Here is a 15953-nt window from a genome sequence, read left to right as displayed (position 1 = left end):
CGTCGGGAAGCCGGCCCGACGCGTCGGCGGTCGGCGCGGTCACCAGGCACGCTCCCCGGGCAGCAGCGGCAGCGGCACGACCGGCACCCGGTCGCCCGGCTCGCCCGAGGTGCCGGGGCGGATGACGGCGAACCCGTCCGCGCCGGCCAGCCCGCGCAGCATCGCCGAGCCGACGTGCCGGACCGGGTGGGCGGTGCCGGCGGCCCGGTCCAGCCGGACCAGCGCCAGGTGCGTGTAGCTGCCCCGGCCGCGCACGGGCTCGGCGAGCGTGGCGTGCGGCAGCACCGGCATCGGGCGACCCGACAGCCCGGCGAGCAGCGGGGCGACCAGCGAGACCAGGGCGACGACGGCGGACTGCGGGTTGCCGGGCAGCCCGGCGACGAACCGGACCCGCCCGTCGGCGTCGACCAGCCGGGCCAGCAGCATCGGGAAGCCGGGCCGCACCGCGACGGTGTTGACCACGTAGTCGGCGCCGAGCGCCTCCAGCGTGGGGTGCAGGTGGTCGACCGGCCCGTGCATCGTGCCGCCGGTGGTGCAGACCAGGTCGGCGGTGGCCAGCGCGGCGCGCAGCGCCGCCACGTGCGCGGGGAGGGTGTCCGCCACCGGCCCGACGACGTCCGACGGGCGCACCTGGCAGCCGTAGCGACGCAGCCAGGCCGGCACCGCCGGCCCGAGCGCGTCCCGCACCCGGCCGGCGGCGGGCGGGCCGGCCGTCAGCAGCTCGTCGCCGAAGACCAGCAGCGCCGCGCGCGGCTGCCGCCGTACCCGCAGGCTGTCGTGCCCGCACGAGGCGGCCAGGCCGATCAGCGCCGGGTCCACCGGCGTGCCGGCGGGGGCCAGTTCCTCCCCGGCGTACGCCTCCTCGCCGGGCTCACGCCACTCCGGCGCCGGCCGCGGCGTGCCCTCGACCAGGCCGTCCGGCGTCCGGCGGGACTCCTCGACGCGCAGCACGGCGGTGGCGCCCTCGGGCACCATCGCGCCGGTGGCGATCTCGACGGTCGTCCCGTCGTCGGTCATCGGCGCCGGGGTGCTGCCGGCCAGGACCCGCCCGACCGGGCGCCACGGTCCGGTGCCGCGTACCGCCCAGCCGTCGACGCTGGAGGTGGGGAAGGCGGGCAGGTCCGTACGCGTGGTCAGCGGCTCGGCGAGGGTGTGGCCGTCGATCTCGGCGAGTGGCCGGCTGACGGCGGGGAGCGCGGCGGCCAGGCCGACCGCGTACACCCGGGACCGGGCCTCCTCCCAGCCTGCCGGCGGGGGCGCGACGACCGGTTCGGCGGCCGGTGCGGTTTCCGTGCTCACCGGCCGAGCCTAGCTGGTGCGGCGCGGACGGAACGGTCAGTGGTCGCCGCCGCGGAGCTGGTCGACGGCGTGGGCGAGGATCGGTCGCAGCACGGCCAGGCCGTCCCGTGCGCCGCCGGTCGACCCCGGCAGGTTCACCACCAGCGTCCGGCCGGCCACGCCCGCGACGCCCCGGGACAGCGCGGCGGCGGGCACCCGGTCCCGGCTGTGGGCCCGGATCGCCTCGGCGATGCCGGGGACCTCGTAGTCGAGCAGCGCCCGGGTCACGTCGGGGGTGCGGTCGGTGGGGCTGATCCCGGTGCCGCCGCTGGTCACCACGACGTCCACGCCGTCGGCCAGGGCCGCCCGCAGCGCCTCGCCCACCGGATCGCCGTCGGGCACCACCACCGGCTCGCCCACCTCGCAGCCGAGCTCGCGCAGCCCGGCCACCAGCAGCGGACCGCTGGTGTCGGCGTAGACCCCCGCGGCGGCGCGGTTCGACGCCACCACCACCCGCGCCCGGATCACGGTCGGTCCTCGGGGCGGACCCACTCGCCGGTCTTGCCGCCCTCCTTGCGCAGCACCCGGACGGCGTCGACGCTCGCCGCCGGGTCGACCGCCTTCACCATGTCGACGAGCGCCAGCCCGGCGACGGCCACCGCGGTCAGCGCCTCCATCTCCACGCCGGTGCGGTCCGCCGTCCGCGCGGTGGCGGTGATCTCGACGGTGTCGCCGGTGAGCGTCAGGTCGACCGTGACGCCGTGCAGGGCGATGGGGTGGCAGAGCGGGATCAGGTCCGGGGTGCGCTTCGCGCCCATGATGCCGGCGAGCCGACCGACCGCCAGCGCGTCGCCCTTGGGCAGGCCGTCGCGGCGCAGCAGCTCGATCACCTCCGGCGTGGTGCGGAGCCGGCCGGCGGCGACGGCCAGGCGGCCGGTGACCGCCTTGGCGGAGACGTCGACCATCCGGGCCGCGCCCGCATGGTCGACGTGGGTGAGCTGCGCGGGATCGGTCACGGCCGCGAGCCTATCGCCGTACGGCAGGGCCGTCGCCCGCCGACTCCTTCCCGGACCCCCCGAGCGGAAGGGCCGACGGCCTCCCGAACTCGCCGTGGGTCAGAGCTGACGCCTTCTCCCGCTCCCGAGCGGGGGCCGACGCCTTCCGGACCGCCGAGCGGGAGAATGGGTGGGACGGCGGCATCCGGGCGAGCAGTTCATTACCGGCCGCGATCCCGTCCGAACATATGAACGAACGGCCGGGACCTATCGAAGTGGAGGATGCCGAGCGACCCGGATGAATGGAGCGGTCCCTTACTGCCGATGGCCGCCGGCCCATCCCCGTCGGGCGGCTGCGGCGCGGCGGCAATGAGGAGCCACCACCGGATACGGGTCGGCGGACGACGCGCGCAATTACGGTGTCACGGAACGCGTCGAGGCAGGGCCGGGCCCGTTCAGGCACTCGTGACCGGCCCCGCAGGTCTTCGGTTTCGAGGCGCGGAGGCGGACACTGAGCGATTATCCCGTGTTAACCACAGGCGGATAGAAGTACAGCAGTCCGTCCCCGAACGGAAACAGAAAGTCACGATAAGTCTCACGATTCTCATCCATTGCTCATAGTCACATATATCCCTCCAAAATTGCCTTAACCGCACCTAGGCTGTGCCCGTGGTCGTAACCGAGTCGGGTTTTTGGATCAGGAGGGACAAAGCCATGTCGGCACATGAGTGGCAGTGAGGATTGTGGTCGGCGAGTGACCGTAGGTAGCCTTTGCCTCTGCCCGTCGAGGGCGGACGGCAGTCGGGGGTGCGGTGACACGACCGGGCACAGGCAAGACAGAGGCCGAGCGGCAGCTGACGCTGCACGTCGGCCTCGTCTGCGTTGTGGCCACGGTCGCGGCGGTCGTCTCCCTGGACAGGCTGGCGAGACTCGACCTCTCGGGCGAGGACCTGGCGCTCAGCGCCAACCTGATCTTCATGGCCGCCCTGGGCGTGACGATCAAGTGGCGCATCCGGATCCGCGCGACCGTGCACGCCGTCTCCTGGAGCGAGACGGCGATCATCCTGGGTCTGGCGGTCGCGCCGACGTCGCTGGTCGTCCTGACCACCGGTGTCGGGGTCGCGATCGCCCTGGTGCTCATCAAGCTCCCGCCGTTGAAGGTCGCCTTCGGAGTAGCCAAGAGCATGCTGCTGGCAACGGGCGCGGGGGTGACGCTCCACGCGGCCGGCTGGTCACCGGCGCCCGCCGAGCTCACCCACGTGGTCGGGCTGATCGGGCTCGCCTACGCGGTCGCCGTGGTCCTCGACGAGCTGCTCACCCTCCCGGTCATCGCGCTCGCCACCGGCACCGGGCTCGCCCGCCTCTTCCGGGAGGACCTCGGGATGCGGCTGACGAGCGTGGTGGCGCGCTTCGCCCTCATCGTGACCACGCTCCTCATCCTGCGCGCCGACCCCAGGCTCCTGCTCGCCGTGCCGCCCCTCGTGCTCAGCCTTCACCTGCTCTACTCCAACCGGGTCAAGGCCCGCACCGAGCAGCAGGCGTGGCAGCGGCTGGCCCGCACCACCGACGCGCTCAACGTGGTCGACCTCGACGAGGTCCTCACCACGGCGGTCACCCAGGCCGCCGAGCTGTTCTCCGCCGACGAGGTGGAGGTCGAGCTGCGCGACGGCGGCCGGACCGTGCGGGGCGGGGCCGGCGCCATCACGTACGACGGGCCGGCCGGCGAGCCCACCACGGTCGACGGCACCGTGGTCCCGGCCGCGCTGGAGGGGCACGACCGGACGGCCGACGTGGGCGTGCTGCGGCTGCGCTTCCGGGGGCCGGTGCGGCTCTCCGAGCGGGAGCAGTACACGCTGCGCACCTTCGCCTCGGCGCTGTGCACGGCGGTGCGCAACGCCCAGGCGTACGCCGAGCTGGCCCGGGTCGCCGACGAGCACGCGTACGCCGCCACCCACGACGCGCTGACCGGGCTGGCCAACCGCCGCCACCTGCTCGACCAGGGCACCGAGCACCTCAACACCCGGCACGCCGACGGGGTGACCGCGCTGGTGCTGATCGACCTCAACCACTTCAAGGAGGTCAACGACACCCTCGGGCACGCTGCCGGGGACCAGGTGCTGGTGCAGGTCGCCGAGCGGCTGGGCGGCGCCGCCCAGGAGGGCGACCTGGTGGCCCGGCTGGGCGGCGACGAGTTCGCCGTACTCCTGCGGGGTCTGCCGGCGCCGGCGGTGGCCGCGCACCGCGCGGACACCCTGCTCGCCGCCCTGCACGAGCCCTTCGACCTGGACGGCATGCGGATCAGCGTCGAGGCGAGCGGCGGGATCGCCGCGGCCCCGGCCACCGGCGGCATGGCGGAGCTGCTGCGCCGCGCGGACGTCGCGATGTACCAGGCGAAGCGGGCCGGGCAGCGGATCTCGACGTACGCCCCGACGCGGGACACGGCCGACCTCAGCCGGCTGACCCTCGGCGGGGAGCTTCCCCGCGCCGTCGCCGACCACGAGTTCACCGTCAACTTCCAGCCCATCGTCGACCTGGCCTCCGGCCTGGTCACCGGCGCGGAGGCCCTGGCCCGCTGGCGCCACCCGGTCCACGGCGTGATCGACCCGCTGCGCTTCCTCGAGGCGGTGGAACGCTCGGGCCTGCTCCCGGCCTTCGCCGAGGCGATCCTCGACCAGGCGCTGATCGCGGCGAGCGCCTGGCGGGACGCCGGCTTCGACGTGCCGGTGGCGGTGAACGTGTCGCCGCGCAGCCTGCTCGACGCCCGCTTCCCCGGTTCGGTGCTGGCCCGGCTCAGGGCCCACGACCTGCCCCCCGACCGGCTGGTGCTGGAACTCACCGAGACGCTCACCCTCAGCCAGCTCGACGTCGTCGACCGCGTGCTCAGCCGGCTCCGGGACGAGGGCGTCCGGCTGGCGCTGGACGACTTCGGCACCGGCTACTCCTCGCTGTCCCTGCTCTCCCGGATCCCCGTGCACGAGCTGAAGATCGACCGCAGCTTCGTCACCGCCATGGAGGGCTCCGCCGAGGCCGCCGCCGTCATCCGCTCCACCCTCGACCTCGGCCGCAGCCTCGGCCTCGACGTGGTCGCCGAGGGGGTGGAGCGCGAGCCGCAGCGCCGGGCGCTCTGGGAGCTGGGCTGCACCGCCGGCCAGGGCCACCTCTTCGCCCGGCCGATGCCCGCGGGCACGCTCCTCGCGGCGTTCCGGCGCGGCTCCGGGGGCAGCCCGGGCGCGCTCGCGCCACCGCTGCACGACGCCGGCGCGGTGATCCGGCTCGCCCCCGGCCGCCGGCAGGGCGGGCGCGGGCGCATCGACCGCCATCTGCCCGCCTGACCCGTCGGGACGGTGCGACCGGCGCCTCGGTGACATCGTCGCCCCGCTCAGGTCGGGAGCGCCCGGTCTGCCAGACTGGCCCGCGTGACCGCCGCCCCGCCCACCCGCCGCGGCTGGCGGGCCCTCGACTCCGCCGCCGGCGGCCTCGCCCTCGACCTCGGCCTGTACGCCGTCTCGGCCGCGTTCGCCGCGATCACCGCCGCCACGTCCACCCTGGTCCCGCACCGGGCCTGGGGCGGCGTCGCCGCCGTCGGATACCTCGTCGCCGCCCTCGCGGCGACCGGCCAGCTCCTGGCCCGCCGGCGCGACCCCCGATCGCCGCTGGCCGGCGTGCGGGCCCGCTGGGCGGTCACCGGGTTCGCCTGGTTCGCCACCACCCTCCTGCCGCTGGCCTGGCAGAGCATCGAGCGGGCCGGCGGGCGCACCGACCGCGCGCAGGAGGAGGTGCTGGTCGTCGAGGAGTCCGGCCGGCGGCTGGTCGACACCGGCACCCCGTACCTCGGCCACGACGCCATCGCCGCCCTGCCGCCCGGCGAGCAACTGCTCGGCTACACCCCCTACCAGCCGGGAATGGCCCTGTTCGGGCTGCCCCGGGCGGCCGTCGACGCCTGGTGGACCGACGCCCGCGTCTGGTTCGCGGTCGGCACCGCGCTGGCGCTGGCCCTGGCGGTCCGCGCCCTGACGCGGGGCGGCCGGCCCGCGGGCGACCCGGCCGGGGCCGCCGTGCTCCGGGGCGTACAGGCCGCCACCGTGCTGCCGGTCTGCGCGCTCACCCTGGCCACCGGCGGCGACGACCTGCCCGTTCTCGCGCTCTGCCTGCTCGCGCTGGCCCTCGCCGCCGCCGACCGGCCCGGCCGGGCCGGAATCGCCGTCGGCCTGGCCGGGGCGCTGAAGCTCTTCGCGTGGCCGGTCGCCCTCGTGCTGATCATCTGGGGCATGACCCGCCGAGCCGGCCTGCGGGTGGCGGCGGGAGCGCTCGGCCTGCCCGCCGCCGCCCTCGTCCCGGCCCTGCTCGTCGACCGCGACGCGCTGGTCGAGAACGTGCTCCGCTTCCCGCTCGGCCACGGCCTGGTGACCAGCCCGGCGCAGTCGCCGTTCCCCGGCCACCTGATCGCCACCACGCTGCCCGCCGGCCGCGCCGTCGCCGCCGCCCTGCTGCTCGCCGCCGGGCTGGCGATCGCCGTCCGGCTCGCCCGCCGCCCGCCCCGCACCGCCGTCGCCGCCGCGCTGATCTGCGGGTACGGGCTGCTCGCCGCGATCCTGCTGATGCCCTCGACCCGCTTCGGCTACCTGCTCTACCCGCTCGCCCTCCTGGTCTGGGCCGCCGCGCTACGGCACCCCGGTTCCGGCAACTGGCGGGCGGAGGACGGCGACACGGCGTAGACCTGAGGCATGACCACCTACCGCGACCGCGAAGAGGCGGGCCGGACGATCGCCGACCGGCTCACCGCCCTCATCGGCGAACCGGACGTCATCGTGCTCGGGCTGGTGCGCGGCGGCGTGCCGGTGGCCCGGGTGGTCGCCGAGCGCCTCGGCGCACCCCTGGACGTGCTGGTCGTGCGGAAGCTCGGCATGCCGTGGGCGCCCGAGGTGGCCTTCGGCGCGCTCGGCCCGGGCGGCGTGCAGGTGCTCAACGACGTCGTGGCGAGCCGGCTCGACGCCGACGACATCGCCGAGGTGCGCCGCCGCGAGCAGGCCGAACTGGAACGGCGGGAGCAGCTCTACCGGGCCGGGCGGCCACCGCTGGACCTGACCGGGCGCACCGCCGTGATCGTCGACGACGGCCTGGCCACCGGGGCCACCGCCCGCGCCGCCGTCCAGGTCGCCCGGCACCTCGGCGCCCGCCGCGTCGTGGTCGCCGTCCCGGTCGGCTCGCAGGAGGCGTACGAGATGCTGGCCGCCGAGGCCGACCAGGTCGTCTGCGCGCAACACCCGCCGGAGTTCATGGCGGTGAGCGCCTACTACGAGGACTTCCACGAGGTCGCCGACTCCGAGGTCACGGAAGCGCTGACAGCGACCGCGTGACCGGAGCGGGTACCGTCGGGGGATGAGCCTGACCTGTCCCAAGTGTCACGGAGAAATGCGCCAGTACGAGCGCAGCGGCGTCGTCATCGACCAGTGCGGCGAGTGCCGGGGAATCTTCCTCGACCGCGGCGAGCTGGAGAAGCTGTTCGAGGCCGAGGCCAACTGGAACCGTCAGCAGGGCGGCGCCCCGGCGCAGCCCACCCACCAGCAGGGCGGCTACACCGGTCAGCCCGGCCACCAGCAGGGCGGCTACGCGCCCCCGCCGCCCCCGCCGCCCGCCCCCGCCCCGCACCAGCCGGGCTACGGCGCCGTCCCCCCGCCCCCGCCCCCGCCCCCGGCGCACGGCTACCCGCCGGCCCCCGCGTACGGGCACGGTCAGCAGCACCACGGCTACCACGGGCACTACAAGCGCAAGAAGCACAAGAGCTTCCTGGACGAGATGTTCGGCTGAGCCACTCCGTCGACCGGGCCGGCGCCTCGACCGGCCCGGTCACCTGTGGCCGCGTCCGCCCCGCAGCGCCCCCGCTCCGCCGGTGCCGCCGCCTCATCGGCTTCACCGCTCCATCGGCGTTACCGCTCCGCCGCGCCCCCGCTCGGCCGGTGCCGCCGCCTCATCGGCTTCACCGCTCCATCGGCGCCCCCTCTCCGCCGCGCCCCCGCTCCGCCGTGCCGGCTCGCGGCGGCCGTGCGACGCTGCAACCCATGACGCACCACGGGCGGCACCTCGCGCTGGCGCAGGCGTACGGCGGCATCACCCGGGTCGTCGCCGACCTCGACGACGCCGACCTGCAACGGCCCACCCGATGTCGGGGCTGGCTCGTCGCCGACCTGCTCTTCCACCTGGTCTGCGACGCCCAGCGGGCGCTGGTCGCGCTCGCCAGCCCCGCCGAGGGTCCGCCCGACGTGGACGACGTGAGCTACTGGCGGGCGTTTCCGCCCGACGGCCAGGATGGTGAGAGCGCCCGGCATGCCTGGTGGGCCCGCCGCTCCGCCGCCGCCTTCGACCGGCCGAGCGGGATCGTCCGGCTCTGGACCGACACCGCCCCCGCCGCCGTACGCGCCGCGGGCCGCGCCGACCCGGACGGCTGCGTGACCACCCAGGGGCACGTGCTGCGGGTGCCGGACCTGCTCGCCACGCTGACCACCGAGGCCGTCGTGCACCACCTGGACCTGGTCCTCGACCTGCCCGACGCGCCCCTGCCCGGGGTGCTCGCCACGCGGGTCGCGGTGGCCACCATGGACGGCCTGCTCAGCGACGACGCCGTCCGCCCGGCCGCGTGGAGCGACGCGGAACACCTGCTCAAGGCCACCGGTCGGGTGCCGCTCACCGACCACGACAAGCTCGAACTCGGCGAGGTCGCCGGCTGGTTCCCCCTGCTGGGCTGACCGGTTCCGGTATTGCTGGGCGGCCGTTCAGCTTCACCGCTCCGAGCTGGCAGCTGCCGCCATTATCCGCTCGGCCATCTCCGCCTTGCGTGCGAGTGCGGTGGTGGCACCGGAGTAGAGCAGCGTGACGATCCTCTCCGCCGGGCCGCACGTGGTCCCCACGGTGTGTATCGACTTGTGCGGTCGTACCGACAGACCGCTCGTCCCCTGGGTCCCCAGAAAGCCGAGGAACTCCTCGAGCACATGCTGTCGGCCCACCAATCGAAACTGAGGCATGGTGGCCGGAGCAGATCGCGAACGGCGGTAGAGGCCCATCGACCCGTCCCCGTCGACCACACCCCGCCAGAAGTCACGCGACTCCACCAACCGAGCGTCGGTCGGCCCCTGGTACCGCCCCAACGCGACGAGCCGGTCGGCCAACTGGTGGGAACGGACCGAGAACTGGCACGAGTGATGGGTCGGATTGGGCGCCGAGATGGCGCTCGTGGAACCGAGGAAGGTACGGAGCTTGGCCAAGTGCGCTCGATCGCGTTCCGCGAGCCCCACAGAGATCTGCGGGATGTGCTTCGGCCGGTAACTGATCGACCCGTCGGCGAACAGGAAGCCGATCCAGTAACAGGCATCGGAGGTCAACTCGTCGAATGCCTCATGCCGGAGGGTGTGAACGACACGCCGAAGAGGCACACCCCGCCGGGTGATGAGGCCGCGAACGGCAGGCTCGGTGATGCCGTACGCCGTAGCCAGTTGCCCTAGCGACGCTCCCGCCTGGTAGCGCTGGAGAACCTCGGAGCGTTGGTCCTCGGTCAGCTTGCCGACGACTCTCGCCGGTATCCCTCGACGCCGCAGCAGGCCACGAATCGCCTGCCGGGACACGCCGCTCGAGTGGGCAATGCTGCTGAGACTCTCGCCGGCGAGCGCGCGCGCAATGGCGTCGGCCCTTGCGGCCTCCGTCATCCGAGCCCCTGTCTGCCTCACACGATGGCCATGTCCACGAAGCGCGACAGGTGGAGCTGCGCCGCCACCGTCACCGTGTCGGTCGGACCATTTCTGTGCTTGGCAATTATGAAATCCGCCTCCCCGGCCCGCGGCGACTCCTTGTCGTAGTAGTCGTCGCGGTGCAAAAGGATGACAACGTCGGCATCCTGCTCGATCGAGCCACTTTCACGCAAATCGGACAACTGGGGCCGCTTGTCGGTGCGCTGCTCCGGGCCACGGTTCAGCTGACTCACCGCGATGACCGGGCACTCGACCTCCTTGGCGAGCAGCTTCAGGCCACGGGACAGGTCCGCGACCTCCTGCTGCCGGCTCTCGGTGCGCTTCGGGGAGGTCATCAGCTGGAGGTAGTCGACCACGATCAGCTTGAGGTCGTGCCGCTGCTTGAGCCGGCGCGCCTTGGCCCGGATCTCCATCAGGTTCATGCTCGGCGTGTCGTCGACGAAGAGCGGCGCCTCGCTGATCTCGCCCATGCAGCGCGCGAGCTTGGTCCAGTCGTCGTCGGAGAGCTGGCCGCTGCGCAGGACGTGCAGCGGCACGCGCGCCTCGGCCGACAGCAGCCGCATGACGATCTCGACCTTGCTCATTTCCAGCGAGAAGATGGCCGACGCCTGGTTGGCCCTGATCGCGGCGTTGCGCGCGAAGTCCATGCTCGCCGTGCTGTTGTGGGTCGGGATCATCGCCCGACCCGCGAGGAAGAGGTGGTCGGAATTGTCCACCGTGACGCACCGGACGGGCACGCTCGCAACCGGCCGGACGTCGACGATGAAGCGGCTGTCGACCCGGGAGTTGCGCTCGCTCCGGCGCCGCAGGCGGTGCGCCTCCCGCTTGCGCGGCAGGCGGAAGACCTCGTCCCCGGCCGTGAAGCTCAGGTCGAAGTCCGTCGGGCCCTCCGCGGTACGCCCCTCGACGGTCCTCCGCGCAACCGAGCAGCCGTATCCGAGGCTGACGATCAGCTCGTGCACGTCTTCGGCGAGGCGGGGTGTGGTCGTGGTGAACCGCACGGTCCCGCTGACGGTCACCGTGCCGCCGGTGTCGAGCAGCCCGGCCAGCAGCGCTCGCCGCTGCGCCTCCGAGGCCCGCAGGTAGGCCCCGGGGATGTGCCTGTCGTCCAGGACTCCCGCCGCGCGCAGGATCCTTTCCTCCACCGGGTGGCCGCCGGCGAGCCACACCCCGAGCGGGTACGGCGCGAGCGGGAGATCCCGCTCCGGGAGGCGGAGTGCGGCGGCGTTCTCGACCGCGTGGTTCAGCCGCCGGTCAGCCGTGTCCGTACGCAGGGTCGCCCGGATCTGCTCCGTCGTCACCACGCCCGGCGACTCCGTACCCGTCAGGCTGCCCGACCGCTGCTCGACACGGGCCGGCAGGCGGCGGTGGCGGCGGCGGGCCGGATAGGCCCTGGCCGGGCGCAGACGCGGGCGCCTGCGGACGACGACGGGCGAGTCGTCGGCGACACCGTGGGCCACCCGGTGGGCGGCGTGCGTGAAGTCCGGACCGAGCACGACCTGTTCCGCGATCGTGACGTCGTCGCCGGGGGCCGCCTGCCGCAGGCGTTCGACGGCCTCGGCGGGCCAGTGGTCGCGCCGGCGGGCAGGGGCGGCGCGGCGACCTGCCCGCGTCGTGGTCTTCCACAGGTGTTCACCGTCGGCGACGATCACCGAACCGTCGGAGAACTCGACCTCGTAGCACGGCCGGTCGTGCCGCACCTCGAACGCGGCGGTGACCCTGGTGGGCAGGCCGTCGGCGCCCAGCAGCTCGTCGCCGACCTTGACCTCCCCCATGGTGGTCCAGCCCGTGGGCGTGGGGAGCGGGGTGTCCAACGCGAGCGCCTTACCCAGACCGGGCCGTCCGGCCACGATGATGAGCTGCCCCGCGTGCAGGCCGTTGAGCAGCCGGTCCAGGTCGGTGAAGCCGGTGGGGACGCCGGTCATCATGCCGCCCTGGGCGCCCACCGCCTCGATCTCGTCGAGCGTCGGCTGGAGCATGTCGGCGAGCACGGCGAAGTCCTCGCTGACGCGGCGCTCCGTGACGTCGTAGACCGCCTGCTGGGCGAGGTCGACGATGTCGTCGACGTCGCGGCTGCCGCCCTGAGCGGTGCCGTAGCCCAGTTGCACGATCTTGGTGCCGGCCTCGACCAGCCGTCGCAGGACGGCCCGCTCGCTGACGATCCGCGCGTAGTAGGCGGCGTTCGCCGCGGTCGGCACGCTGGCGATCAGCGTGTGCAGATAGGGGGCGCCGCCGATCCGGACCAGGTCGCCGGAGTCGGCCAGGGCGGCGGCCACGGTGATCGAGTCGGCCGGCTCACCTCGCCCGTAGATCTCCAGAATGGTGTCGAAGATGGTGGCGTGGATCGGCCGGTAGAAGTCGTTGGTCTTGAGGATCTCGACGACGTCGGCGATGGCGTCCTTGGAGAGGAGCATGCCGCCGAGGACGCACTGCTCGGCGGCGACGTCCTGGGGTGGGGTCTTGTCGAACTGGCCGTCCCGCTGCGGCGGCGGGGACGCCTGGCCGCCGCCGGAGCGCGGGTCCGCCCGCATGTCGTCGGTGACCGACACCGGTCCCCCCTCCACTGCGTCGGATCCAAATCCAGCTCTACCGCCGGGGTACGACAACCTCGACCTGCCGGTCGATCGGGGGTCATCGCACGGCCGGTCGGGGGCCCACCTTACGGAACCCGAGGTCAGACCCTCAACCACGGCGGTGGACGAGCCTCGGGACAACCTGTGGACGCCGGTGGACAAGCATGTGCGCAGGGTGTGCACAGCCTGTGGACAACCGCTGGGGAATTCCGCCTCGCACGCCCCTGAGCTGCGGAAACGCAATCCCCAGCCTGTGGAGGACAAGTTTTCGGTCGAACTGGCCGGTCGAACGTCCCGTACTATCTCCAGCGAACGGCTACACCTGGACAGCGGATTGCGCCATCGGTTGAGAAGGGTCACGCTCCCGCCGTGAGCTACCGGGACTGGGCACGCGGAGAGGATGGTCCGCGCGAGCGACAGCCGGTCGTTCCCTGGGACGTTCCCGCCGACCAGTCGCGCGTCGACTCCCACGAGCACGACGCCGGGCGGTTCCGCACGCCGAGCCGCCGTCGCGCCGCCGAGCGCGGCCAGCGGGAGCCCGTCGACCCCTACCTGCCGCGCTGGGCACTGGAGTCCGGCGTACGCAGCCCGGACGGCGGCGGCCGGCACGCCGCGCCCGACGACGAGGACGACACCGACGGCTCCCGGTCCGGCGGGGAACGGGCCACGGGCACCGCGCGCGGTTGGCGGCGGGCGAGCGGGACGACCCGGCGCGAAACCCTGGCGGTTCCGGAGTCGGACCACACCGGGGAGTGGACGTTCGACCGGCCGCAGGAGGGTGGCTACTCGGGGCGTCGCCGCGCCGAGGACGACCCGGTTTCCGGCGCGCCGCGGCCGAGGCGCTCTCCGTACGATCGTCCGCAGGTCGTCTGGTCTGGTCTGAAGGAGCCGGGCGACGAGGCCGGGGCGCCGCCGGCCTGGGGGCGCGAGCGGCCCGGCCGGCGGGCGGTCGAGGACGGACCGGCGGTCGACCCCTGGGGCGGGTCGTCGCGGCGGGCCGAGCCCGCCGACCGCCCGGAGTTCGACGCGTGGGACGCGTCCGGCGTGCACGCGTGGCGACCGGCCGGCGAGGCCGACCGGTGGGGCCGCCAGGGCGACGCCGGCCGGTGGGACCGGACCGACGCGTCCGGCTGGTGGCAGCAGCCGGACGGCACGGGCCAGTGGGAGAGGCACGCCGACGGCGACGGCTGGGAGCAGGCGGACGCGCCGCGATCCGGCGGCGGTGCCGCCGAGGGGTGGCCCCGGCCGGGACGGGACGACCGCGACGGGGATTTCTGGTCGGGCACCCGGTTGGCGGGCGACGACCCACGGTGGATGGATCCGCCGGCGTCGGCCCCTCGGTCGCCGGCGGTCTCCTACACCGCGCCGCGACCGCGCACGACGCCGCGCCGGCAGGCGGGCGAGCCGGTCGGTCCGTCGCGGGGTGCGCCGACGGCACCCGTACGCCGCCGGAGCGAGGCCGCCGGGGCGGGAGGCCTGGCGCGGCGCATCGAGGACGACCTGCTCGACCCCGATCCGGGCGGGCCGTGGTGGCCGCTGCTCTACACCGTCGCCTGCTACCTCGTGCCCGCCGCGCTGATCTTCTTCTGGCTGCTGACCCTCGACGGGCAGGTGCCGGAGGGTTGCGTGACCGACATCAACGGCGAGGGCTGCGACTCGCCGCGGTCGCGGGCGCTGGGCTCTCTGGCGTCGGGCCTGCCGCGTTTCGGGCTGGCCCTGGCCGGCAGCCTGGTGGTGGCGATGCTGCTGCGTCGGGTCGGAACGACCTGGCGGCCGGCCACGGTGGCGCTGGCCTCGGCGGTGGTCGGCGGCGGCCTGTCGACGGTCATGATCAGCGTGGTGACCGGGCAGCCGATCGGCTGACGCGGCCGTCGATCTGTCGACGGCCAGCGTGGCGACCGGGCGGCAGGCCGGCTGGCGCGGTGGCGTCGGCGAGGCGTCGGGCGCGACCTCGATGTGCCCGACGGTCGTCGGGACCGACCAGCCCGGCCGGGCGCGGCGGGTCGCCGGGTAGAAGAACAGGGCCCGCACCGGTGGGTGCGGGCCCTGTCGTGGTGCTTGTGAGGTGTCAGCCCTGGACGACGCTGAGGTCGAACTTGGCGGTCACCTCGGGGTGCAGCTTGATCCGCACCGGGTAGGAGCCGGTCGACTTGATGTGACCGGGCAGCTCCAGCCGGCGACGGTCGAGGACCGGGCCGCCGGCGGCCTTGACGGCGTCGACGATCTCGGCCGGGGTGACCGAGCCGAAGAGCCGGCCACCGTCACCGGCGCGGGCCTTCAGGCTGACCTTGAGGCCCTCGAGCTGGGTCTTGACCTCGTTGGCGTGGCCGAGGTCGCGGATCTCACGGGCCGAGCGGGCCCGCTTGATGACCGTGACCTGCTTCTCCGCACCCTTGGTCCAGGCGATCGCGAAGCCCTGCGGCAGCAGGTAGTTACGGCCGTAGCCGTTCTTGACCTCGACGATGTCGCCCGGGGCACCGAGGCCGGACACCTCCTGAGTCAGGATGATCTTCATATCGGTGCCTCCTCTCAGCGGGCCGTGGCGGTGTACGGCAGGAGCGCCATCTCACGGGCGTTCTTGACCGCACGGGCGATCTGCCGCTGCTGCTGCGAGGTCACGCCGGTCACCCGCCGAGCGCGGATCTTGCCGCGGTCGGAGATGAACTTGCGCAGCAGCGCGGTGTCCTTGTAATCGATGTAGGTGATCCCGTCCTTGTCGAGCGGGTTCACCTTCTTCTTCGGCTTGCGAAGTGCAGCGGCCTTGGCCATTGCTCGTGCTCCTGGTTTGCGATCGCGGGCGCTCGGCGCCATTAGAACGGGGGCTCCTCGTCGAAGTTGCCGCCACCCGAACCACCGCGCGAGGGTGCCGGAGCGGCCGATGCCCAGGGGTCGTCGAAGTTGCCTCCGCCGCCGCCCTGGCCACCACCGCCACCACCGCCGAAGCCGCCGCCACCGCCGCCGGAGCGGGACATCTTCTGCACCTTCGCCGTGGCGTAGCGCAGCGACGGGCCGATCTCGTCGACCTCGAGCTCGATGACGGTGCGCTTCTCGCCCTCGCGCGTCTCGTACGACCGCTGACGCAGCCGACCCGAGACGATCACGCGGGCGCCCCGCTGGAGCGACTCGGCGACGTGCTCCGCCGCCTGCCGCCACACGGTGCACGCCAGGAAGAGCGGCTCGCCGTCCTTCCACTCGCCGGACGCCTTGTCCATGAACCGGGGCGTCGAGGCGACCCGGAACTTGGCGACCGCAGCACCGGAGGGGGTGAACCGCAACTCGGGGTCATCGGTCAGGTTGCCGATGACCGTGATGGTGGTGTCTCCTGCCATGACCATCTCCTCGCGCACTCATCAGTTCTGCCGTACAGG

General features: G+C 73.9%; 13 protein-coding genes and 1 pseudogene. 6 read left to right on the top strand and 8 right to left on the bottom strand.

Translation table 11 applies throughout. The features are described 5' to 3' along the window. Positions 1-39: 39 nt before the first annotated feature. The 3 genes from ACWENR_RS06280 to moaC are packed head-to-tail and all read right to left on the bottom strand — an operon-like array spanning position 40 to position 2294. Positions 40-1299, bottom strand: a complete 1260-nt coding sequence (locus ACWENR_RS06280) for a molybdopterin molybdotransferase MoeA (RefSeq protein ID WP_452275988.1) — start codon at positions 1297-1299, stop codon at positions 40-42. Between the two features lie 36 nt (positions 1300-1335). After that, positions 1336-1806: a MogA/MoaB family molybdenum cofactor biosynthesis protein gene (locus tag ACWENR_RS06275; protein ID WP_452275987.1), complete on the bottom strand. Its 471-nt coding sequence runs from the start codon at positions 1804-1806 to the stop codon at positions 1336-1338. After that, positions 1803-2294: a cyclic pyranopterin monophosphate synthase MoaC gene (gene moaC / locus ACWENR_RS06270; RefSeq protein WP_452275986.1), complete on the bottom strand. Its 492-nt coding sequence runs from the start codon at positions 2292-2294 to the stop codon at positions 1803-1805. Before moaC ends, ACWENR_RS06275 begins: the two co-directional genes overlap by 4 nt. Before the next feature lie 791 nt (positions 2295-3085). On the opposite strand from moaC, the gene ACWENR_RS06265 reads away from it, so the two are divergent. From ACWENR_RS06265 to ACWENR_RS06245, 5 genes and pseudogenes are all read left to right on the top strand, one after another. After that, on the top strand, positions 3086-5605 hold the full coding sequence (locus tag ACWENR_RS06265; protein WP_452275985.1) for a putative bifunctional diguanylate cyclase/phosphodiesterase: 2520 nt from the start codon (positions 3086-3088) through the stop codon (positions 5603-5605). A 75-nt stretch (positions 5606-5680) separates the two neighbouring features. After that, positions 5681-7001: pseudogene (locus tag ACWENR_RS06260) on the top strand (glycosyltransferase 87 family protein). Next, complete coding sequence (locus ACWENR_RS06255) at positions 6998-7630, top strand: phosphoribosyltransferase (RefSeq protein WP_452275984.1); 633 nt, start codon at positions 6998-7000, stop codon at positions 7628-7630. Before ACWENR_RS06260 ends, ACWENR_RS06255 begins: the two are co-directional and overlap by 4 nt. Before the next feature lie 22 nt (positions 7631-7652). Next, on the top strand, positions 7653-8081 hold the full coding sequence (locus ACWENR_RS06250) for a TFIIB-type zinc ribbon-containing protein (protein ID WP_452275983.1): 429 nt from the start codon (positions 7653-7655) through the stop codon (positions 8079-8081). Between the two features lie 251 nt (positions 8082-8332). Further along, positions 8333-9016 (top strand): maleylpyruvate isomerase N-terminal domain-containing protein, encoded by a 684-nt coding sequence (locus tag ACWENR_RS06245; RefSeq protein ID WP_452275982.1) that lies wholly within the window; start codon positions 8333-8335, stop codon positions 9014-9016. Between the two features lie 33 nt (positions 9017-9049). Here the strand turns inward: ACWENR_RS06245 and ACWENR_RS06240 are convergent, their stop codons facing one another. Continuing rightward, positions 9050-9970 (bottom strand): hypothetical protein, encoded by a 921-nt coding sequence (locus tag ACWENR_RS06240; RefSeq protein WP_452275981.1) that lies wholly within the window; start codon positions 9968-9970, stop codon positions 9050-9052. Positions 9971-9987: 17 nt separating this feature from the next. Continuing rightward, positions 9988-12576 carry a replicative DNA helicase gene (gene dnaB, locus ACWENR_RS06235; protein WP_452275980.1) on the bottom strand — a complete coding sequence of 863 codons (2589 nt, stop codon included), beginning with the start codon at positions 12574-12576 and terminating at the stop codon, positions 9988-9990. 378 nt (positions 12577-12954) lie between these two features. Between dnaB and ACWENR_RS06230 the strand changes: the two genes are divergently transcribed. Beyond that, positions 12955-14448: a hypothetical protein gene (locus tag ACWENR_RS06230; RefSeq protein ID WP_452275979.1), complete on the top strand. Its 1494-nt coding sequence runs from the start codon at positions 12955-12957 to the stop codon at positions 14446-14448. A 205-nt stretch (positions 14449-14653) separates the two neighbouring features. Here the strand turns inward: ACWENR_RS06230 and rplI are convergent, their stop codons facing one another. Genes rplI through ACWENR_RS06215 form a run of 3 tightly spaced genes read right to left on the bottom strand, consistent with a single transcriptional unit; the run spans position 14654 to position 15932 of the window. Next, positions 14654-15100 (bottom strand): 50S ribosomal protein L9, encoded by a 447-nt coding sequence (rplI, locus tag ACWENR_RS06225; RefSeq protein WP_452275978.1) that lies wholly within the window; start codon positions 15098-15100, stop codon positions 14654-14656. Positions 15101-15114: 14 nt separating this feature from the next. Next, positions 15115-15354, bottom strand: coding sequence for a 30S ribosomal protein S18 (rpsR, locus tag ACWENR_RS06220; protein ID WP_007073789.1), 240 nt, complete (start codon positions 15352-15354; stop codon positions 15115-15117). Between the two features lie 41 nt (positions 15355-15395). Then, positions 15396-15932: a single-stranded DNA-binding protein gene (locus ACWENR_RS06215; RefSeq protein WP_172896610.1), complete on the bottom strand. Its 537-nt coding sequence runs from the start codon at positions 15930-15932 to the stop codon at positions 15396-15398. Positions 15933-15953 lie beyond the last annotated feature (21 nt).

This window comes from Micromonospora sp. NPDC004336 (assembly GCF_053602615.1).
This window is presented reverse-complemented; position numbering and strand designations above follow the sequence as displayed.